The following is a 19,897-nucleotide window of genomic DNA, read 5'->3' as shown; positions in this document are numbered from 1 at the left end:
CATTACTTGAACAACAGCGCCGACATGACGAAGTTGAACATCAGCACCAGCAGCGAGGCATTCACCACCGCCTTGGTGGTCGCCACCGAAGTGCCCTCGATGGTCGGCTCGGCGTGGAAACCGACGTACGAGGCGACCAGCGCCGCGACCGCGCCGAACACCGCCGACTTGACCAGCGCCATGCCGAAGTCGTCGACGAAATCGACGCTGTCCTTCAGCACCTGCCAGAAAATCCCCGAGTCGATCCCGATCACGTGGACCGCCTCGAAGTAGCTGGCCGAGATCGCCATGCTGCAGAAGAAGCCGGTCAGCAGCGGCACGCACAGCACCGCCGCCCAGAACCGCGGGGCGACCACCTTGCCGACCGGGTTGATCGCCATCAGCCCGAGCGCGGTGATCTGGTCGGTGGCGCGCATCAGGCCGAGCTCGGCGGCGATCGAGCTGCCGGCGCGGCCGATGAACAGCAGCGCGGTCAGCACCGGGCCGAGTTCGCGGTACAGGCCGAGGCCGAGCATCGCGCTGACCTGATTGGACGCGCCGTAGGTGTCGAGTGCGCGATAGCCCAGCAGGGTCACGGAAAGTCCGACGAACGCGCCACCAACGGCGATAATCGGCAGCGAACGTGCGCCGATCTTGTAGATCTCGCGGACGAACTCGCGGAACAGGTCGGCGCTCGGGGTCGACGCGTGCAGCACCGACAGGGTGAACAGGCCGGCGCGGCCGACCGAGCGGGTGGCGGCAACAAATGGCATCAGGCGGCCTCTGCGGTGCGCGGCGCGGCGTCAAAGGGAATCGGCCCATCCGGCTCGCCGTCGAGGAACTGCCGGACCAACGGGTCGGTCGACGCCTGCAACGCCTGCGGGGTGCCGGAAAACACGATCGAACCATTGGCGATCACGATCGCATGGTCGGCCACCGGCAGGGTCTCGTGGACGTGGTGGGTCACGACGATGCTGGTCAGCCCGAGGCTGTCGTTGAGCCGGCGCACCAGGTCCATGACCACGCCACTGGCAATCGGGTCGAGCCCGGTCAGCGGTTCGTCGTAGATCATCAGCGGCGGGTCCAGAGCCAGCGCGCGCGCCAGTGCGACCCGGCGCGCCATGCCGCCGGACAGCTCGCGCGGGAATGCGTCGGCGGCGGCGCGCAGGCCGACCGCGTTGAGCTTCATCATCACCAGCCGGTCGATCACCACCTTCGGCAATTTGGTGTGCGCGCGCAGCGGCAGCGCGACGTTCTCGGCCGCGGTCAGGTCGGTCAGCAGGCCGTTGCCCTGCAGCAGCACGCCGATGCCCTTGCGCAACTCCAGCAGCGCGCGCGGGTTGCGCGGCACCGGCTGACCGAGCACCTCGACCGAACCGGCCGCCGGTTCCAGCTCGCCGGTCAGCGCCGCCAGCAACGTCGACTTGCCGCTGCCCGACGGGCCGAGCACGGCGACCACCTGCCCGCGCGGCACCGACAGGTTGATGTCGCGCAGCACCGCGCGGCCGCCGCGGTCGAGGCGGAGGTCGGTCAGGCGGACGATGGGATCGGAATCGGTCATCGGGACAGGCGCTCGGGCCGCACAGCTTGGCGGCGACGTGCTGAATGGGGTCGCACCATTATCGCAGGTCGGCCGGGAGCTGCATCGTGGCGGCTCCGGCGCCCGGCCCCGACCAATCTCGCCCGCTGCGACACCGCTGCGGCAAGATGGCCGCATGCCCGCTGCGCCCGACTTTCGCCTGTACCACTCCAACTCGCTGGATGTCCTCGCCGGGCTGCTGGCGCAGGAGCTGCGTGCGCCGGCGCCGGGGCAGTCGCTACTGACCCCGGACATCGTGCTGATCCCGCAGGTGGCGATGCGCCGCTGGCTGCAGGCGGAGCTGGCGAAGGCGCACGGGATCGCCGCCAACCTCGAGTTCCTGACCCCGGGTGAACTGGTCCGGCGCGCGCTCGATGCCAACGTCGACGGCGCCGGCGAGGACCTCGATGCCGACGCGCTGCGCTGGCGGCTGTACGCCGCGCTCGGCGACGCGACGCTGATGCGCGCACCGGCGATGGCCGGGTTGCGGCAATACCTGGGCGGGAATGGCTTGGCCGACGCCGACCCGCTCAAGGCCTGGGGCCTGGCCGGCGAGTTGGCGGCGGTGTTCGAGAAATACCAGGCCTGGCGCCGCGACTGGCTGCTGGATTGGGAAACTGGCGCCAACCCGCGCGACCCGCAGGCGCTGCTGTGGCGCCATGTCGGCGCCGGCCGCCGCCACCGCGCCCGGCGCATCGATGACTACCTGCGTCGCTTCACCGGCGACGCCGCGCCGCTGCCCGCCGGCTTGCCGCCACGGCTGTTCGCGTTCGCCACCCTCAACATCTCGCCCGACGTGCTGCGCGTGGTCGCCACCCAGGCGCGGGTCGGCACGTTGCATTTCTACCTGCCGTCGCCGACGCAGGCGTACTGGGGCGACCTGCAGACCCTCGGCGAGCGCCTGCGCGGCGCCGGCGAGGACGCCTTCGAACACGACGAAAACCCATTGCTGCAGGCTTGGGGCGCGGCCGGGCGCGACTTCATGGCGGTGCTTGGCAGCTACGAGGTGGTGCACCCGTCGGGCGACGTCCCCGCGTATGCCGAGCCGGTGCCACGACCTGACGACGCGCTAGCCGACGGCCTGCTCAAGCGACTGCAGCGCGACCTCTTTCACCGCCGCGGTGAATCCGGCGCACCGCTGCGCGAAACGGTCGACCGCCTCGACCCGACCCTGCAGGTCCACGCCTGCCACACTCGCCTTCGCGAGGTGCAGGTGCTGCACGACCAGCTGCGCGGCCTGCTCGAGGACGACCGCTTCGACCCGCCGTTGCAGCCGCGCGAGATCGCGGTGCTGGCGCCCGACATCGACCCCTACGTGCCGTACATCGAGGCGGTGTTCGGCGGCCGCGCCGGCCAGCCCGACTTCATTCCGTACGCGCTGGCCGACGCCAGTCCGCTCGCCGGCGAACCGTTGGCCGAGGTGTTCCTGCGCCTGCTGGCGCTGCCGGTGTCGCGGTTCGGCCTGCACGAGGTGCTCGACCTGCTCGCCAGCCCGCCGCTGGCCGAGGCGGCGGGGCTCGACGCGCCCGCGCTGGAGCGCCTGCACGACTGGCTGCAGGCCGCCGGCGCGCGCTGGGGCCTGGATGCCGGCCACCGCCAGCGACATGGCGCACCGGCCGACGACACCTGGACCTGGCGCTTCGCGCTCGACCGCTTGCTGCTTGGCCATGCGATCGGCGACGACGCGCCGCTGGCGCTTGGACCGGGCGCGATGCTGGCGCCGTGCCCGGAGCTCGAGGGCGGTGCGCTCGATGCGCTCGACGTCCTGCTGCGTCTGCTGCGCACGCTGGAACGCAACGAGCGCACGCTGGCCGAATCGATGTCCCCCGCGCGCTGGCGCGAGCGCCTGCTCGGCCTGCTTGATGCACTGTTCCCGCAGGTGCCGTCCGCGCCGGCGACCCAGCGTGGGCTCGACCGCCTGCGCCAGCTGGTCGCCGCGTTCGCCGACAGCGCCGCGGCCGCGGGCTTCGATGCGCCGCTGGCAGCGGAGGTGGTGCGCGCGCACTTCGCCGGCGTTCTCGGCGAGGCCGACACCCGCGCGCCGCTGCTGACCGGCGGCATCAGCTTCGGCCGGATGGTGCCACTGCGGTTGCTGCCGTTCCGCGCGATCTGCGTGCTCGGCCTCAACGACGGCGACTACCCGCGGCGCGACCCCGCCGGCGGCCTCAACCGGCTGACTGCCGAGCTCGGCAGCAGCCGTCGCCGCCATGGCGACCGCTCGCTGCGCGAGGACGACCGCTTCCTGTTCCTGCAACTGCTGGCCTCGGCCGGCGACGTGTTCTACCTGAGTCATCTCGGCGCCGACGCGCGCGATGGCAGCGCTCGCGAGCCGTCGGTGCTGGTGGCCGAGCTGCTCGATGCCGCCGCCGCGCAGCACGTCGACCCGGCGGCGGCGCGCGAGGCGCTGGTGGTGCACCACCCGTTGCAACCGTTCGCGCCGACCGCGTTCGGTGCGGCTGATCGTGGCGGCCCCGAGCCGCGGCGTTTCAGCTTCCGTGGCGAATGGCACCCGGCGGCGGGCCGCAGCGCGGGCCAGCGCCAGCCGCTGCCGGCGTGGAGCACCGGGCCGTTGACGGCGAAGGCATCGGACGCCGAGGTCGAACCGGAAGTCATCACCATCGCCGAGCTGCGCCGCTTCCTGCGCGACCCGGCCGGCGAGTACCTGCGACGCCGGCTGGCGCTGCGGCTGCCGGAGGAGGTCGCGTCGGTCGAGGACGTCGAGCCGCTGCTGCTGCCGACGCGCGGACTCGACAAGCATCACCTGCAGACCGCGGTGCTCGAAGCGGCGATCGCCGATGACACCGGCGACCTGCACGAGCGCCTGCGCGCCCGCGGGCTGCTGCCGCCCGGCCCGCTGGCGGCCGCGCAGCTCGCAGCGCTGCTGCGCGACACCCGTAGCTACGCGGAGCTGTTCAACCGTTGGCGAAATGGCCGCGAGGCCACGTCGTTGCCGGTCGACATCGAAATCGACCTTCCCGGCGGCACTGTGCACGTGCGCGGTCGCATCGAAGGTGACCACGGCGATGCCATCGCCCGCCTGCGCGTGGGTGCGCCCAACGGCCCGTCGACGATTCGCGACGGTCTCGACTGGCTGCTCGCCAGCGCCAACGACACGCCGCGCGCGCTGGTGCAGTTCCACGATGACGGCGAAGGCGCGACCCTGCACGAGCGCGCACCCCTTGAACCCAACGCCGCCCGTGCCGCGCTGCGCGGGCTGCTGCAGCTGCGCGCGCAAGGCCTCACCGAACCGTTGCCGTGGGGGCCGTACACCGGCTGGACCCATTACAGCGAGTCCAGCGGAGCGAAGCCGGAAGCCGCGCTCGACAAGGCCCGCAAGCAATGGGAGGGTGGCCACCAGAGTTGGAGCGAAGGCGGCGGCGACGCGTTGCGGCTGACGCTGCGGGGGCGCGACCTGTTCGATGACGCGGAGCTGTTCCGGCGTTTCGGGGAAGTCAACGCGCAAATCTTCCGCGCACTGGTGGAGGGCGTCGCATTTGAAGGTTTTGTTGACGACGGAGCCGACGGACTGGTGATCGACAACGAAGGGGCGAGCGCATGAACGCGCCCGCCCACCACGACCTCGGCGTCGACCCCTACCTCGACCTGCCGCTCGACGGCGTGCGCCTGATCGAGGCCAGCGCCGGCACCGGCAAGACCTTCACCCTCGCCACCCTGGTCACCCGGTTGGTGGTCGAGCGCAGCCTGCGGATCGGCCAGGTGCTGGCGGTGACCTTCACCGAGGCGGCAACCCAGGAACTGCGCGGCCGCATCCGTGAGCGCCTGGAGCTGGCCGCACGCGTGGTGCTGTCGGAAGACGGCGAGGACGCCGATGCCGCGGCGGCGCTCAGCTGCACGATCGTCGAGCGCCACCTAGCCGCCGGCGGCGAAACCCGCGTGCAGCTCGCGCGGCGCCTGCACCAGGCGGTATGGGAAGTCGATCTCGCCGCGATCTTCACCATCCACGGCTTCTGCGCCCGGGTACTGCGCGAGCACGCACTCGAGAGCGGCCACGGCTTCGACGCGCGGACCCTGCTGACCAGCGACGCCGCGCTGCGCGAGGAGCTCGCCGCGGACCTGTGGCGCAGCTTCGCCGCCGACCCGGACACCGCGCTGCTGTTGCCGCGGCTGTGGACGCAACCGCAGCAGTTGCAGGACGACCTGCGCGTGCTGCTGTCACACGATCCGCTGTTGCCGGCGCCTTCGACTCCCGGCGACGACCCGTTGCCGGCGCTCGCGCAGGCCGCAGGCATTCTTCGCGAGGCCTTCGCGGCGCATGGCGGCGAACTGCGCGATGCACTCGACGCCGCTGTCGCCACGAAGTTCATCAACGCGGCGATGTACAAATCGGACACGCTCGACGCGTGCTGGCAGGCGCTGCAGCACTGGTGCGATCGCGCCGACCCGGCCGCCGGGTTCGATGACAAACTTGCGCGACTCGGCACGCGGGTGCTGCTCGACAAGACCAACAAGGCCGGCCAGGGCAGCACGCCGCAGTCGCCGTTGTGCGACGCGATCGACGCGTTCCTCGACGCCCGCGCGCGACACGAAGCGTGGCTCGATGCGCGCAGCACGACATTGCTGCACCGCATCCGCGACGAGGCCCGGACGCGCCTGGCCGAACTCAAGCAGGCGCGCCGGCTGCAGACCTACGACGACCTGATCGACGGCGTCGCCGATGCCCTCGAAAGTGAGCGTGGGAACGCGTTGGTCGCCGCGCTGCGCGAGCAGTACCGCATCGCGCTGGTCGACGAGTTCCAGGACACCGATCCCCGGCAGTGGTCGATCTTCCGCCGCGTGTTCGGCCGACCGCACGGTGACGCGCCTGCAGACGCACAGGTGCATTCGCCAGCGCTGTTCCTGATCGGCGACCCCAAGCAGGCGATCTACGGCTTCCGCGGCGGCGACGTGCATACCTACCTGCGGGCTCAGGACGACGCCGAACCCGCGCCGCCGCTGGACCGCAACTTCCGCTCGCGACCGGGCGTGCTCCAGGCCATCGCCGCGCTGTATGTCGCCGCGGGTTCGAACACGAGCGCGCCGGACACCTCGAACACCGGGAGCGACGAGGACGGGAATGCCCCTTCGCCATTCGTCGACCCGCGCATCCGCTTCATGCCGGTGCACCCCGGCGGCCGTCGCAGCGACGACGATTTCCTCCGCAACGGCGCCGCCGCGCCCGCACTCACGGTGCGCACCATCGTCGACCCCGCCGAGCCCGATGCGAAGTCGATCAAGGCCGACCGCTCGCGCGCACTCGCCACCCGCGCCTGTGTCGCCGAGATCCACGCGCTGCTGGTCGAAGGCCGCGCCGGCACCACCAGCATCGACGGGCGCCCGGTCGCCGCCGGCGACATCGCGGTGCTCGTGCGCAGCCACAGGGAAGCGACGCAGGTGCAGCTCGCCTTGGCCGCGGCCGGCATCCCCGCGGTCGCCGCCGGCAAGCAGAGCCTGTTCGCTACCGACGAGGCGCGCGAGTTGCTGGCGGTGTTCGAGGCGCTGCTGCATCCGGCCGACGACAGCCGCCTGCGCGCGGCGCTGGCTACGTTGCTGGTCGGCCTCGACGCCGCCGCGATCGCCGCGCTCGACGACGACGCCACTACCCACGCCGCGCTGCAGCAACAGGCGCAGGACTGGCGTGAGCGCTGGCAGCGCAGCGGCCCGTTCGCGCTGGTCGCCGACCTGTGCGCGGCCGCCGGCGAGCGCCTGCTCGGCCTGCTCGATGGCGAGCGCCGGCTGACCAACACCCTGCAACTCGGCGAACTGATGCAGGACGCGCAGGCGCGCACGCCGGGCCTGCACGGCCAGCTCGACTGGCTGCGCGCGGCGATCGCCGAGGCCGACAGCGACGACGAGGCGCAGCTGCTGCGGTTGGAGTCGGACGCCCGCAGGGTGCAGATCGTGACCCTGCACAAGAGCAAGGGGCTGGAATACCCGCTGGTGTTCCTGCCGTTCATCGGCATCGGCGGCAACGGCCACAACGACGTCCGCCACCACGCCGTGCACGACGGCGCCCGCCGCGTGCTGCACTGGAAGATCGACAAGGAGTCGCCGGCCTGGAAGGCCGCGCGCGACGCCCACGACCGCGAGGAGCAGGCCGAACAGGCGCGCCTGCTGTACGTCGGCCTGACCCGCGCGCGCCACGCGCTGTGGCTGGCGACCGGCGCCTTCGTTGGCCACGCCAAGACCCGGCTCGCACCGATGCTGGCCGATCTCGACCGGCTGCGGCGGGAACCGGCGATCGCGATCGACGACGCGCCGGTCGGCCCGGCGCCCGCGCCGCTGCCGCCGCAGCTCGAGGACGCGGTCCCGGCCGCGCGTATCGCGCAACGCACGATCCCGCGCGACTGGTGGGTCTACAGCTTCACCCAGCTCGCCCGCGCCGACGCCGGCGAAGGCGCCGCACCGCTGGCCGCCGCCATCGGCGCCGAACAGGGCGCCGACGACGAAGCGCTCGCCGACGCCATGACGCCGGCCGTGCACGCCGGCGCCGGTGGCGATGAAAACGCCATCGCCCCGGATGACGCATACGACCCGCGCTTCGCCGGCAGCCGCTTCGGCAACGTGCTGCACGACGCGCTCGAACACGTCGCGTTCGAGGCCTGGCGCGACTGGCGCCACGGCGACGCGCCACCGCCAGGCCAGGACGCGCCGCTGCGCGAGGCACTGCGCAGCGGCGGCTATCCCGATGCCGACCTCGACGACGGCGTGTCGCTGTTGGCCGGCTTGGCCGGCCACACCCTGGTCGCGCCGCTGCCCGAGGACGGCCGGCTGTGCGACCTCGCCGCCGATGCACGCCGCGCCGAGATGGAATTCCACTTCGCCCTGGCGCCCACCCGGGTCGACGCGCTGATCGCCTTGCTGCATCGACACCGCGTACTGCGCGACCGCCACGCGTTCGGCGCGCGGCAGCGGCTGGAAGGCCTGATGACCGGCAAGATCGACTTGACCTACACCGCCGGCGGCCGCTGGTACGTGCTCGACTACAAGTCCAACCGGCTGCCGGCCTACGACCCGGCCAGCCTCGACGCGGCGATGGCGCACAGCGAGTACGACCTGCAGGCGCTGCTGTACACGCTCGCGCTGCACCGCTGGCTGCGGTTCCGGCTTGGTGACGCGGCGGTTGGCGGACGTTACGACTACGCGCGCGACTTTGGCGGCGTGCGCTATGTGTTCAGCCGCGGACTGGCCCCGGACGGGCGCGAAGGCATCCACGCGCATCGTCCCGAACCGGGCCTCGTGCACGCACTCGACGCGCTGTTCGCCGGAGGCCAGGCATGAGCTTGCTCGACGACCTCGGCCGCCATTTGCGCCCGCTTGACCGCGAACTCGCCGCGACCCTGCGCCGGCTCGACCCGGCGACGCCGGACTTGGTGCTGACCGGCGCCGCGCTGGCCTCGCTGGCGGTGTCGCGCGGCCACGCCGGCTTCGATCCCGCGGGACCGCAGCAACTGGTCGAGGGCGAACCGCACTGGCCCGCGGCCGAGGTCTGGGCAAACGCGCTGGCGTCGTCGGACTGGGTCGCCGGCGCCACGCCGGACGCGACCGGGCAGCGCCCGTTGGTGTTCGAGAACGGCCTGCTCTACCTGCGCCGCTACCGCGAGTACGAACACCGGCTGGCGACCCGTCTGCGTGCGCTCGCCGCCCACGCGCCGGCCGCAGTCGATCCCACCGCGTTGACCCCGGTGTTCGACGCGCTGTTCCCGGCCGGCGCCTCCGACCCGCTGCAGGCACGCGCCGCCGCGCTCGCCCTGCAACGCGCGCTGCTGCTGGTCACCGGTGGCCCCGGCACCGGCAAGACCACCACGATCGCGCGGATGCTGGTGCTGCTGCTGGCGCAGGCGCGGCTGGCCGGCAATCCGCCGCCACGGATCGCGTTGGCCGCGCCGACCGGCCGTGCGGCCGAGCGCATGGCCGAAAGCCTGCAGGCCGCGGTGGCGCGAATGGCGGCGGCGGACGGCTTCGACCCGGTCTGGATCGAAGGCTTGCCGGCCGGCGCCAGCACCCTGCACCGCCTGCTCGGCACGATCCCCGGCAGCCCACGCTTCCGCCACGACGCCGACCACCCGCTGGCATACGACGTGGTGGTGGTCGACGAGGCCTCGATGGTCGACTTGCCGCTGATGTGCAAGCTCGCCGAAGCGGTGCCGGATGGCGCCCGGCTGGTCCTGCTCGGCGACCCCGACCAATTGCCGTCGGTCGAGGCCGGCGATGTGCTCGCCTCGATCTGCGAGGCGGCGGGTCGTGACGCGCCGACGGCGCTCGCCGACTCGCGCGTTGTCGACATGCCGCCGGTCGGCGTGACCCCGGACCTGTTCGCGCCAGCCGTCCCGGCCGAGCCCGCCGGCGCGGACACCGGCGCAGGTTCCTTCCTGCACGGCCACCGCGTGCACCTGCAGCGCGGCTACCGCCAGTCGGCCGGGTTCGACCTCGCGCCGCTGGCCGAAGCGGCAAGGGACGGCGATGCCGACCGCACGCTCACGCTGCTGCGCGGCAACACCCTCGAGGGCGTGCACTTCCACGAGGACGCGACCGACCCGCTCGCGACCGGCGCCGCCGACCTGCTGCCGCACTGGCGCGCGCTCACCGCCACCGGCGATCCCGCCGCCGCGCTCGCCGCCGCCGCACGCCTGCGCCTGCTGACCGCGGTGCGCGGCGGGCCACAGGGCACCCGCGGGCTCAACGCGCGGATCGAGGAGGCGCTGGTCGGCCCGCGCCCGCCCACGCACTTTCACGGCCGTCTGCTGCTGGTCACCGAGAACAGCTATCGCCACCGCCTGTTCAACGGCGACATCGGCATCTGCCTGCGCGACGACCGCGGCACCCTGGTCGCGTGGTTCCCCGACAGCGACCGTGCCGGCGGGGTACGCGCGTTCCACCCGGCCGCGCTGCCGGCACACGAAAGCGCGTTCGCGATGACCGTGCACAAGGCCCAGGGCTCGGAGTTCGACACGGTCTGGCTGCAGTTGCCGCGGCAGGACAACCGGGTGCTCTCGCGCGAGCTGGTCTACACCGCGCTGACCCGGGCCCGCCGCGAACTGCACCTGTGCGCCGATGAAGCGGTCCTGCGTGCCGCGCTCGGCCGCCATGTCGTGCGGGTCTCGGGGCTGGCGCATCGCCTGCGCGGTCACGGATCGGCCGACCGGGCGCTGAGCTAGAATCGCCGGACCCGGGGGGGGACGAGGCGGATGATGCGGATGCGGCACTGGTGGCCCACAGCGATGTGCGTGCTGGCGTTGTGGCTGGGCGGCTGGTTGCCGCCGGCCACCGCGCAGGCATTGCATGTCGAGGTGCTGCTGACCGACGGCGAGCTCGACGGCCCGCCGGCGTCGGCGCCGGTGTTGACCCGTGCCGAGGCCGCGCAGCCCGGTGACGAAGTCCAGCTCGACGTACCGCGACGCGACGGCCACTACTGGCTGCGCATCACCAGCGATCGCGCGTTCGACGCCGGGCAGCAGCCGGTACTGGTGCTCAACGGTTCGCACGGACTGGGCGCGGTGACGTTCTATCCGCCGGGCGCGCCACCGCGGGTCGTGCGCGAGGCACGCGCCGGCGGTTCGCCATTGCTGCGCCGCGGCTGGGTGTTGCCGCTGCCGCATGGCTGGCCCGAGGCGAGCGTCGCCTACCTGCAGGTCAGCGGCGACGGCAGCGAGCCGCTGCGCCTGCGCATCGCCGGCACTGCCGAACTGATCCACCAGCAGCGCAACGGCGCCCGCGTCGGTGCCGCCACCGCCACCGCGATGCTGGTGATGGTGCTGGCGATGCTGGGCTTGTGGGCGATGTTCCGCGACGTGCTCTACCTCGGCTACGCGGGCTACCTGGCGTGCGTGGTCGGCTACAGCCTGGTGTTGTCCGGCGACGCGGCCGAGATCCCCGGGCTCGATGGCCTGGTGCGCGGCGGCGCCACCTTGCGCTGGGGACTGGTGACGTTGGCGGTGGTGCTGCAACTGGTATTCAGCCTGCGCTTCCTCGAACTCGACCGGGTCCTGCCGCGCGCAGCCGCGCTGGTTCGGGTGTTGCTGTGGCTGCATGCGGCCCTGCTGGCAACGCTGCTGCTGGGCCGCGAGCTGGTCCATGGCTGGTATCCGGTCGTCGGCAACACCCTGCTGGTGACGTGCGCACCGCTGTTGCTGGTGGTGGCCGCGCTGGCCTGGCGCCGCGGCGCCGTGTACGGCGGCTGGTTCCTGCTCGGCTGGTCGCCGATGGTGCTGGTCGCGGCACTGGCCAGCGCCCACCAGCTTGGCCTGCTGCGGGCCGGCTGGGCCGATGCCGCGCTGCCGCTGCTGGCGGTGCTGGAGTCGCTGGTGCTGGCGGTGGCGCTGGCCCACCACGCCATCGCCCGCCATCGCCTCGCGTTGCGCGCGCAGGACTCGCTCGAATGCGACCCGCTGACCGGCGCGCTTGATGGCGGCGCACTGGAGCGCCTGCTCGGCAGCTGGTACCGACGCGCCAGCTTCGGCCGCAACAGCTACGGCCTGCTGATGCTGGAGATCGAAGACTTCGATGCCCTGCGCGCGCAACGTGGCAAGGTGTTCGGCGATGCCGTGCTGCAGCAGGCGCTGGCGCGGATGCGCAGCCTGCTGCGCGCCGACGACACCATCGCCCGCATTGACGGTGCGCGTTTCGCGATCGTCAGCGAGTGCCGGCGCGAGGATTGCGAGCACCTCGCCGAGCGCATCGGCGCGGGCTTCGCGCGCCAGCCGTTCCGGATCGACGGCCGCGAGATCGCGGTCGGCGTCAGCGTCGGCCTGGTGATGTCGCGACGTGGCGAATCGGCCAACGAGTTGCTGCAACGCGCCGTCCACGCGATGCAGCAGGCGCGCGAGCGCCAGGCGCTGCGCGCCGCGTTCATGCCGGCCAACGCGACTGCGGGCTGAACACCGGCGCGTCGTGGCCGCGTCAATTCACCTGCGTTGAACCCGCTCGCGCCTAGGGTCGTGGCAACCGGAACGGATTCGTTCCGGCTCCCCCACGAACAACGGAGCACGATCATGAGCGATGTCAAAAAGGACCACAGTATTGGTTCGGGTACCGGTGCCGCCGCCGGCGCGATCACCGGCGCCGCGGTCGGTGCCGCCGGCGGTCCGATCGGCAGCGCCGTCGGCGCGGTCGCGGGCGGCGTGATCGGCGCCAAGGCCGGCGACTCGATCGCCGAGGCGGTCAACCCGACCGAATACCGCGAGCACTTCCAGCGCGAGTACAAGAACTCGCCGCACTACTCGGCCGAGCGCGACTGGAACGATTACGAGCCGGCCTATCAGTACGGCTACCAGACCTACGGCGAGCACCGCGGCCAGCGTTTCGAGGATGCCGAGCCGGAGTTGCAGCGCAACTGGGACCGGACCCGGGCCGAGTCGAACTCTCGGCTGGAATGGAACGACGCCAAGCACGCCGTGCGCGACGGCTGGCACCACATTGAACGCGCGATGCCGGGCGACGCCGATCGCGACGGTCGCTGAACCGCGCGCGACAGACAACAACAGCAACAACAATAAGCAACGAATTGACGGGGTCGCCTTGGCGGCCCTGTTTTTTTTCGCCGCCGATTCCGCGCAAAAATGCGGCTGCAGTAGCATTGTCATCTCCGCAGATACAGGTCCGACCGATGGCCGACTCCAGCAAACCCACCCGCGAGCAGGCTGAAGCCGCCGTCCGCACCCTGCTCGCCTGGGCCGGCGAGGACCCGACCCGCGAAGGCCTTATAGACACCCCCAAGCGCGTGGCCAAGGCCTACGGCGACTGGTTCAGCGGCTATGCGATGGATCCCGACGAATACCTCGCGCGGACCTTCGAGGAAGTCGCCGGCTACGACGAGCTGATCGTGCTGCGCGACATCCAGTTCGAGAGCCATTGCGAGCACCACATGGCGCCGATCATCGGCCGCGCCCATATCGGTTACCTGCCCGACGGCAAGGTGGTCGGCATCAGCAAGCTGGCGCGCGTGGTCGAGGCCTACGCACGGCGTTTCCAGGTGCAGGAGAAGATGACCTCGCAGATCGCCGACTGCATCCAGCGGGTGCTGCAGCCGCGCGGGGTCGGCGTGGTGATCGAGGGCGCGCACGAGTGCATGACCACCCGCGGCGTGCACAAGCGCGGGGTCAGCATGATCACCTCGAAGATGCTCGGCGGCTTCCGCGACGACGCCCGCACCCGCGCCGAGTTCCTGCAGTTCATCGACGTCGGTCCGGGGCGCTGAAGGGGCGCCAATAACGCACTGTTAACCACGGCGTCACAGCTCTCGCATCTTCGCGCGGTCATCACCGCGCCATCGCGATTGGCTTGGGTATCCTGACGATGATGTCCTCCATGCCCGCCGCTGCCGTCCGCGCCGTCGACGCGCCCGCCGCGTTGATCGCGCGCTACCGCGCGGTACGTGCGCGCAGCCGCGTCCTTGCCGCGCCGTTGTCGGCCGAGGACGCGATGGTGCAGTCGATGGCCGACGCCAGTCCGGCCAAATGGCACTTGGCCCACACCACCTGGTTCTTCGAACGCTTCGTGCTGGCCGCGAAGGCCGATTACCGGGCGGTCGACGAGCGCTGGGACTACCTGTTCAACAGCTACTACCAGAGCGTCGGGCCGATGCACGCGCGGATCCACCGTGGCCTGCTGTCGCGGCCGTCGCTGGCGCAGGTGCTGGATTACCGCGAGCAGGTCGATGCACGCATGGCGGACGCATTCGCGCGCGGCGACTTCGACCGCGAACTGCAACAGCGCATCGAGCTCGGCCTGCACCACGAACAGCAGCACCAGGAACTGCTGCTGACCGACATCAAGCATGCGTTGTGGTGCAACCCGCTGAAGCCGGCCTACCGCGACGACCTCGCGATGACTTCCGGTGGCGCCAGCCCGATGCGCTGGCTGCGCCGCGACGAAGCCGTCGTCGAGATCGGTGCGCCGGCGTGGCCGCTGGCCGGCGACGGCTTCGCCTACGACAACGAATCGCCGCGCCACCGCGCGCTGATGCTGGCGCACGCGCTCGCCAGCCGCCCGGTCAGCAATGCCGAGTACCGCGCCTTCATCGACGACGGCGGCTACCGCAGCGCGACGCTGTGGCTGAGCGAAGGTTGGACGCGGATCAACGCCGAAGCATGGCGCAGGCCGTTGTATTGGGAGGAGGACCTCGAGCGCGAGTTCACCCTCGGCGGCGTGCGCGCGATCGATCCCGACGCGCCGGTCTGCCATCTGAGCTATTTCGAAGCCGACGCGTTCGCGCGCTGGGCCGGCGCGCGGCTGCCGACCGAGGTCGAGTGGGAGCACGCGGCGGCACAGGTGGCGGTGGAAGGCAACTTCGTCGAGGCCGATCGGTTGAGTCCCGCGCCGGCCGGGGCTCTTGTAGGAGCGGCTTCAGCCGCGATCGGGGAATCGTTCGCTCGCACCGACCTCCAGATCGCGGCTGAAGCCGCTCCTACAAAAGCCGCCGACAACACTCCCCAACAACTATTCGGCGACGTCTGGGAATGGACCGCCAGCGCCTATGCCGCCTACCCCGGCTTCCGCGAAATGCCTGGCGCGCTCGGCGAGTACAACGGCAAGTTCATGTGCGGCCAGCAAGTATTGCGCGGCGGTAGCTGCGCCAGTGCGCGCGAGCACCTGCGCGCGAGCTACCGCAACTTCTTCTACCCACCCGACCGCTGGCAGTTCTCCGGCCTGCGCCTGGCCAAGGACGCCCGATGACGCCTGCTGTCGCCGCCATGCCCCTCACCGACCTGCATCCCAGTCCCGACGACATCACCGGCGACACCCTCGCCGGGTTGTCGGCCACGCCCAAGCGGCTGTCGTCGAAATACTTCTACGACGCCCGCGGCTCGCAGCTGTTCGAGCAGATCACCCGCCAGCCCGAGTACTACCTGACCCGGGTCGAGCTGGCGTTGCTGGAAACCTCGATGGCGGCGATCAGCGACGCGGTGGCCGCCCATGCCCACGTGGTCGAGTACGGCAGCGGCAGCGGGCGCAAGACCCAGTTGCTGCTGGAGGGACTGGCCAGCCCGGTCGCCTACACCCCGATCGAGATCTCGCGGACCGCGCTGCTGGCCAGCGTCGAGCGCCTCGGCGAGGCGTTCCCGTCGATCGAGATGCTGCCGGTGTGCGCCGACTTCACCCAGCCGGTGCCGTTGCCCCAGCCCGAACGCGAGCCCGGCCACACCCTGGTGTTCTTCCCCGGCTCGACCCTCGGCAACTTCACTTTTGATGACGCCGAGTGCTTGATGCGCTCGATGCGCGCGACGATGGGGCCGCGCGGGCAGGCACTGATCGGGATCGACCTCGACAAGGATCCGGCGCTGATCGAGCCGGCCTACAACGACGCCGCCGGCATCACCGCGCAGTTCACCCTCAACCTGCTCGCGCGGCTCAACCGCGATGTCGGCAGCGACTTCGACCTCGACGGCTTCGACCACAGCGCGGTGTATTCGCGCGAGCGCGGCCGGATCGAGACCCACCTGGTCAGCCGCCGCCCGCAGGACGTGCACGTCGACGGCCGCAGCTTCCATTTCGACGAGGGCGAGGCGATGCAGGTCGAATACAGCCACAAGTACACCGACGCGCGGTTCGAGGCGCTGGCCGCACGCGCCGGCCTGCGCGTGGTGCAGCGCTGGAACGATCCGCGCGACTGGTTCGGCCTGCGCCTGCTGCAGCCGTCATGAACGCCACGCCCGCGCCGCCGAAGCAACCACCCGCGCAGTACGGCGACCTGCGCGCGATGTTCATCAACTGCACCCTCAAGCGCAGTGACGGCGAAGACTCGCACACCCAGCGCCTGATCGAGGTCGCCGCTGGGGTGATGCGCACGCAGGGCGTGACGGTCGAGACCGTGCGTGCGGTCGACTTCGAGCTGGCTCCCGGCGTGCAACCGGACATGACCGAGCACGGCTTCGAGCGCGACGACTGGCCGCGACTGTGCAAGCGGGTCATGGCCGCCGACATCCTGGTGCTGTGCACGCCGATCTGGCTCGGCGAACAGAGTTCGGTCTGCCGCCGGGTGATCGAGCGCCTGTACGCCGAATCGGCCAAGACCGGCGACAACGGCCAGTACCTCTACTACGGCCGCGTCGGCGGCGCACTGGTGACCGGCAACGAGGACGGCATCAAGCACTGCGCGTCGAGCCTGCTGTACGCGCTCAACCACATCGGCTACACCATCGCCCCGGCCGCCGACGCCGGCTGGATCGGCGAGGCCGGGCCCGGCAAGTCCTACGGCGACGACGGCTGCGGCTTCGACAACGACTTCACCCAGCGCAACACCACGTTCATGGCCTGGAACCTGATGCACCTGGCGCGGATGCTGAAGGACGTCGGCGGCATTCCGGCCCACGGCAACCTGCCGGGCGCGTGGAAGGACGGCCAGCGCTTCGACCATCCCGACCCGGCCGAGGCCGCGCGCCGCGCCGACGCGGACTGACGCTTCGACCCGCGCCACGCGCCTTCACCATCACTGAGCGTTGGCCGAGAGACACTCGGCACTCCCGCGCCCGAGGTGCCCCATGGCCAAGTGCGATGTCTGCGGCAACGACTACGACAAATCATTCACGGTGAAGACCCGCGACGGCGGCGGCACCTACGACTCGTTCGAATGCGCGATCCACGCGCTCGCCCCGACCTGCGCGCATTGCCAGTGCCGGATCATCGGCCACGGCGCCGAACACGACGGCACGTTCTACTGTTGCGCGCACTGCGCCAAGCAGGCCGGCGTGGTGGGCATCGACGACCGCATCTGAGCGGAGCCCAGGGTTCAGTCTTCCAACTGCTGCAGCTCTTCGGCCGGCAGCGGCAACAGCACCCAGAACGCGACGTTGCGGGTGCGCCAATCGGTCGCGGCTTCGCCGAGGATCGCAAGCAGGGTGTCGAAACCCGGGCCATCGGCCGCGCGCCAGTCACCGGCATGCTCGACCAGCAGCAGGTAGCCCGGCGCCGGCAGCCACGACAGGTCGCCGAGGCTGTCGGCCAGCGCGTCCCAGTTGCCGCCGAACCAGTCGGGGAACTGCAGCGCCTGGCCGATTTGCGCCAGTACCGCGGCCTTGTCGGCGCAATCGCCGAGGTCGACGCGCGCCACCGCGAAATCGAGCGCGGCGCCGGCGGCAGCCATCGCCGCGGTGTCGTGCTCGTCGACGAAATAGGCGCCCGAGTGCAGCGGATCGGCGAGCAGCGCGCGCAGGTCGAGCGCGGTCATGGGCGGTCCCGTTCGATCTGGAAGCGGCGGAAGCTGCGGTAGTGGTCGTCGGTATAGAAGTATTCGACCGGAGGGTCGCCGCCGGTGACGATCCGCCGCGCGCCGCGGTCGCGCGAGCGCGGCGTGTCCACGGTGAACTCGCGGTAGTAGCCGCGCGGCTGGCGCGGCAGCAGGCCCTCGCGGTTCTGGAACACGCCGCCGTCCTGGCGGTAATCGTACGGCCCGCCATCGGCGATGGCGTCGAGCACCGCGTGTGCTTCCGGAGGCAGGAATTCGGGATAGGCGCTGGCGGGGCGGTGCGGGCGCGGCCGACGATTGTCGGCACCGTTCGCGGCGCCGGAACGCGGTGATGCAACCGGTTCGGCGATGGCGGGTGGCTGCACATCCTGAGGCGCATATACCGAGCCGTTGTCGGTCTGCTGGGTCCAGGCCCACAGCCCGACCAGCACCACCGCGGCCACCATCCACAGCGAACGATTACGACGCATGGCTGACCCCCATTCGTTCGGACTCGACGTTCCGAGTGTCGCCGATGACACGCGTTCCTGTAGGAGCGGCTTTAGCCGCGATCGGAAGCCGGCGCGGGCGAACGATTCCAGATCGCGGCTAAAGCCGCTCCTACACAAGGCCACCAGGTCAACCGCACTTCAAGCCGGTGATCGCGCCGCGCTCGTTGACGTTGATGTTCAACCGGTCCGGGTTGTAGTCCATCGTCACCGGCTGGCCCGGCTCGATCACCCGCACGTGGCTGCTATGGGTTTCGGCGCGCGCGCGCTCGACCACTTCCGGGCTGGCGGCGCGACCGATCGCCCAGCTGGCCGCCTCGGCCCGGCACGGGCCGGCTGTCGGGGGCGGCGCATCGGCGGCCGGCATGGCGGTGCAGGCGGCCATCGACAACAACAACCCGGCGACGGGCAGGACGGCGAGCTTCATCGGTGGTTCTCCTCGGGCGGGGATCCCGGCAGTGTGCCGTCGGATGTCGTGTGCGTCACGTAAACGCGGCTCAGGCCGGGATCGTCCGTGCCGGTTCGCCGGCCGCGGCCGGTCCGGCATCGACGTGGTTCGCCTGCACCAGCCGCAGCATCAGCCGCGCCAGCGTCACCACATCCTGGTGGTTGTGCGCGCACACGCGCCGCAACAATGCCGACGAGCCGCCGCGCAGGAACGACAGCCATGCCGCCGGCGCCTGCGACCCGGGCAGGTCGTCCTCGCGCACGATCCCCAGCAACTCGCGCTCGATCGTCGCCAGCCGGCAGTTCTCCCACACCCCGCGGTAGCGCCGGCGGGTCGGGAACAGCAGGTCGACGTGGTCGAGCGGGGTGATCGGGCATGGCAGCCGCGCCAACCGGTAGCGTGTCTTCAGCAGCGGGCTGTCATAGCAGCGGCCGTTGTAGCTCGACAGCACGGTGGACGGCGACAGCCAGCGGGCGAACTCTCGCAGCATCGCGCTCTCGGCCGCGAGCGTGGTGATCAGCAACTGGCGGATGCGCAGGCCGTCGCCATGCAGCGGGTGAACGTGCCAGTCAGCCGCGCCGATCTGGAACGCGCGGGTGCCGGTGCCGCCGGCCAGGCCGGTGGTCTCGGTGTCGAAGAACAGCAGGTCGCGGGGGTTGACCGCGTCATCGCGTTTGGCGAACGCCAGCGGCAGCGCGTCGGCGGGCGCGGGGAACGGCAGCCAGTCCTCGATCAGGCGCAGGCCCGGCGCGATCTCCTCGCCGGGCAGCGAGCGGTCGACCGGGCCGCGCGGCGATCGCGATGCCGGCGCCCGTTCGCGCACGCCGAGCAGGCGGCGCAGGGTGTCGATCGAGGTGTAGGCGGGCTCGGTCGTGCGGGCGTCGGCGGGACTGGCGGTCCGAACCGGGGGTGAGGGAAATCGTGGTTCGGGTGCCGGCGGGAATCCCGTGTGCGAGGGCGGCGGTGCGGGCGACGGCGCCGGTTCGAATCGCGAACCGGTTGCTCCGCCGGCCTCGCGCTTGAGCGCGCGCAGCTTTTCGAGGGTAATGCTCATGCGGCGTGCCGTCGGGACAGCACATCGCATCGCGGTTCATCCGGCCGTGCGCCCGGGAACCTTCTTCGGGACGTAGGAGCGACGTCAGTCGCGACCTGTACATGGCCTCCAGCGTTCGGCGGGTCGCGACTTACGTCGCTCCTACACGGGAAGAGGGCATCGGGTCTGG

Annotated in this window: 16 protein-coding genes; 10 read left to right on the top strand and 6 right to left on the bottom strand. The window is 71.3% G+C overall.

Annotated features, from left to right (window positions below; translation table 11 throughout):
* Nucleotides 1-2: 2 nt before the first annotated feature.
* Nucleotides 3-752 (bottom strand): MlaE family lipid ABC transporter permease subunit, encoded by a 750-nt coding sequence (locus SNE34_RS07290; RefSeq protein WP_332616135.1) that lies wholly within the window; start codon nucleotides 750-752, stop codon nucleotides 3-5.
* A complete protein-coding gene (locus tag SNE34_RS07285) occupies nucleotides 752-1,540 on the bottom strand; it encodes an ABC transporter ATP-binding protein (RefSeq protein WP_332616133.1) in 789 nt (262 codons plus the stop codon). Before SNE34_RS07285 ends, SNE34_RS07290 begins: the two co-directional genes overlap by 1 nt.
* Nucleotides 1,541-1,694: 154 nt before the next feature.
* Between SNE34_RS07285 and recC the strand changes: the two genes are divergently transcribed.
* The 10 genes from recC to SNE34_RS07235 all read left to right on the top strand — a co-directional run bounded on the left by recC (nucleotide 1,695) and on the right by SNE34_RS07235 (nucleotide 17,268).
* On the top strand, nucleotides 1,695-5,117 hold the full coding sequence (gene recC / locus SNE34_RS07280) for an exodeoxyribonuclease V subunit gamma (protein WP_332616131.1): 3,423 nt from the start codon (nucleotides 1,695-1,697) through the stop codon (nucleotides 5,115-5,117).
* Nucleotides 5,114-8,836, top strand: a complete 3,723-nt coding sequence (gene recB / locus SNE34_RS07275) for an exodeoxyribonuclease V subunit beta (protein WP_332616129.1) — start codon at nucleotides 5,114-5,116, stop codon at nucleotides 8,834-8,836. The genes recC and recB overlap by 4 nt, the downstream gene beginning before the upstream one ends.
* A complete protein-coding gene (gene recD, locus SNE34_RS07270; protein ID WP_332616127.1) occupies nucleotides 8,833-10,713 on the top strand; it encodes an exodeoxyribonuclease V subunit alpha in 1,881 nt (626 codons plus the stop codon). Before recB ends, recD begins: the two co-directional genes overlap by 4 nt.
* 39 nt (nucleotides 10,714-10,752) lie before the next feature.
* Nucleotides 10,753-12,432: a diguanylate cyclase domain-containing protein gene (locus SNE34_RS07265; protein ID WP_332616125.1), complete on the top strand. Its 1,680-nt coding sequence runs from the start codon at nucleotides 10,753-10,755 to the stop codon at nucleotides 12,430-12,432.
* A 114-nt stretch (nucleotides 12,433-12,546) separates the two neighbouring features.
* Nucleotides 12,547-13,014, top strand: a complete 468-nt coding sequence (locus SNE34_RS07260) for a hypothetical protein (RefSeq protein ID WP_332616124.1) — start codon at nucleotides 12,547-12,549, stop codon at nucleotides 13,012-13,014.
* Nucleotides 13,015-13,160: 146 nt separating this feature from the next.
* Nucleotides 13,161-13,751 (top strand): GTP cyclohydrolase I FolE, encoded by a 591-nt coding sequence (gene folE / locus SNE34_RS07255; protein ID WP_332616122.1) that lies wholly within the window; start codon nucleotides 13,161-13,163, stop codon nucleotides 13,749-13,751.
* A 101-nt stretch (nucleotides 13,752-13,852) separates the two neighbouring features.
* Nucleotides 13,853-15,229, top strand: a complete 1,377-nt coding sequence (gene egtB / locus SNE34_RS07250; RefSeq protein WP_332616120.1) for an ergothioneine biosynthesis protein EgtB — start codon at nucleotides 13,853-13,855, stop codon at nucleotides 15,227-15,229.
* Entirely contained in the window at nucleotides 15,226-16,197 is a 972-nt protein-coding gene (egtD, locus tag SNE34_RS07245; RefSeq protein ID WP_332616119.1) for an L-histidine N(alpha)-methyltransferase, read from the top strand. Before egtB ends, egtD begins: the two co-directional genes overlap by 4 nt.
* Nucleotides 16,194-16,952 carry a flavodoxin family protein gene (locus SNE34_RS07240; RefSeq protein ID WP_332616117.1) on the top strand — a complete coding sequence of 253 codons (759 nt, stop codon included), beginning with the start codon at nucleotides 16,194-16,196 and terminating at the stop codon, nucleotides 16,950-16,952. The genes egtD and SNE34_RS07240 overlap by 4 nt, the downstream gene beginning before the upstream one ends.
* 82 nt (nucleotides 16,953-17,034) lie before the next feature.
* Nucleotides 17,035-17,268, top strand: coding sequence for a hypothetical protein (locus SNE34_RS07235; protein ID WP_332616115.1), 234 nt, complete (start codon nucleotides 17,035-17,037; stop codon nucleotides 17,266-17,268).
* Nucleotides 17,269-17,282: 14 nt separating this feature from the next.
* Here SNE34_RS07235 and SNE34_RS07230 read toward each other — a convergent pair whose 3' ends face one another.
* The 4 genes from SNE34_RS07230 to SNE34_RS07215 form a co-directional block, all read right to left on the bottom strand.
* The gene (locus SNE34_RS07230; RefSeq protein ID WP_332616113.1) at nucleotides 17,283-17,720 is read right to left on the bottom strand and encodes a barstar family protein; all 438 of its coding nucleotides are present in this window, start codon (nucleotides 17,718-17,720) and stop codon (nucleotides 17,283-17,285) included.
* Nucleotides 17,717-18,208: a guanyl-specific ribonuclease gene (locus SNE34_RS07225; protein WP_332616111.1), complete on the bottom strand. Its 492-nt coding sequence runs from the start codon at nucleotides 18,206-18,208 to the stop codon at nucleotides 17,717-17,719. The genes SNE34_RS07230 and SNE34_RS07225 overlap by 4 nt, the downstream gene beginning before the upstream one ends.
* Nucleotides 18,209-18,356: 148 nt before the next feature.
* Nucleotides 18,357-18,653 (bottom strand): I78 family peptidase inhibitor, encoded by a 297-nt coding sequence (locus SNE34_RS07220; RefSeq protein ID WP_332616110.1) that lies wholly within the window; start codon nucleotides 18,651-18,653, stop codon nucleotides 18,357-18,359.
* 70 nt (nucleotides 18,654-18,723) lie between these two features.
* A complete protein-coding gene (locus SNE34_RS07215; protein WP_332616108.1) occupies nucleotides 18,724-19,728 on the bottom strand; it encodes a ribonuclease H-like domain-containing protein in 1,005 nt (334 codons plus the stop codon).
* Between the last annotated feature and the right edge of the window lie 169 nt (nucleotides 19,729-19,897).

Origin of the sequence: Novilysobacter erysipheiresistens, from assembly GCF_036663935.1 — a bacterium.
GTDB lineage: Bacteria > Pseudomonadota > Gammaproteobacteria > Xanthomonadales > Xanthomonadaceae > Novilysobacter > Novilysobacter erysipheiresistens.
The sequence above is the reverse complement of the archived record's forward strand: the minus strand, read 5'-3'. Positions and strand labels throughout refer to the sequence as shown.

Bases quoted from the DNA above. Each gene is read 5' to 3' on its own strand.
- SNE34_RS07290 (WP_332616135.1), bottom strand. From the start codon at position 752: ATGCCATTTGTTGCCGCCACCCGCTCGGTCGGCCGCGCCGGCCTGTTC.
- SNE34_RS07285 (WP_332616133.1), bottom strand. From the start codon at position 1,540: ATGACCGATTCCGATCCCATCGTCCGCCTGACCGACCTCCGCCTCGAC.
- recC (WP_332616131.1), top strand. From the start codon at position 1,695: ATGCCCGCTGCGCCCGACTTTCGCCTGTACCACTCCAACTCGCTGGAT.
- recB (WP_332616129.1), top strand. From the start codon at position 5,114: ATGAACGCGCCCGCCCACCACGACCTCGGCGTCGACCCCTACCTCGAC.
- recD (WP_332616127.1), top strand. From the start codon at position 8,833: ATGAGCTTGCTCGACGACCTCGGCCGCCATTTGCGCCCGCTTGACCGC.
- SNE34_RS07265 (WP_332616125.1), top strand. From the start codon at position 10,753: ATGCGGCACTGGTGGCCCACAGCGATGTGCGTGCTGGCGTTGTGGCTG.
- SNE34_RS07260 (WP_332616124.1), top strand. From the start codon at position 12,547: ATGAGCGATGTCAAAAAGGACCACAGTATTGGTTCGGGTACCGGTGCC.
- folE (WP_332616122.1), top strand. From the start codon at position 13,161: ATGGCCGACTCCAGCAAACCCACCCGCGAGCAGGCTGAAGCCGCCGTC.
- egtB (WP_332616120.1), top strand. From the start codon at position 13,853: ATGTCCTCCATGCCCGCCGCTGCCGTCCGCGCCGTCGACGCGCCCGCC.
- egtD (WP_332616119.1), top strand. From the start codon at position 15,226: ATGACGCCTGCTGTCGCCGCCATGCCCCTCACCGACCTGCATCCCAGT.
- SNE34_RS07240 (WP_332616117.1), top strand. From the start codon at position 16,194: ATGAACGCCACGCCCGCGCCGCCGAAGCAACCACCCGCGCAGTACGGC.
- SNE34_RS07235 (WP_332616115.1), top strand. From the start codon at position 17,035: ATGGCCAAGTGCGATGTCTGCGGCAACGACTACGACAAATCATTCACG.
- SNE34_RS07230 (WP_332616113.1), bottom strand. From the start codon at position 17,720: ATGACCGCGCTCGACCTGCGCGCGCTGCTCGCCGATCCGCTGCACTCG.
- SNE34_RS07225 (WP_332616111.1), bottom strand. From the start codon at position 18,208: ATGCGTCGTAATCGTTCGCTGTGGATGGTGGCCGCGGTGGTGCTGGTC.
- SNE34_RS07220 (WP_332616110.1), bottom strand. From the start codon at position 18,653: ATGAAGCTCGCCGTCCTGCCCGTCGCCGGGTTGTTGTTGTCGATGGCC.
- SNE34_RS07215 (WP_332616108.1), bottom strand. From the start codon at position 19,728: ATGAGCATTACCCTCGAAAAGCTGCGCGCGCTCAAGCGCGAGGCCGGC.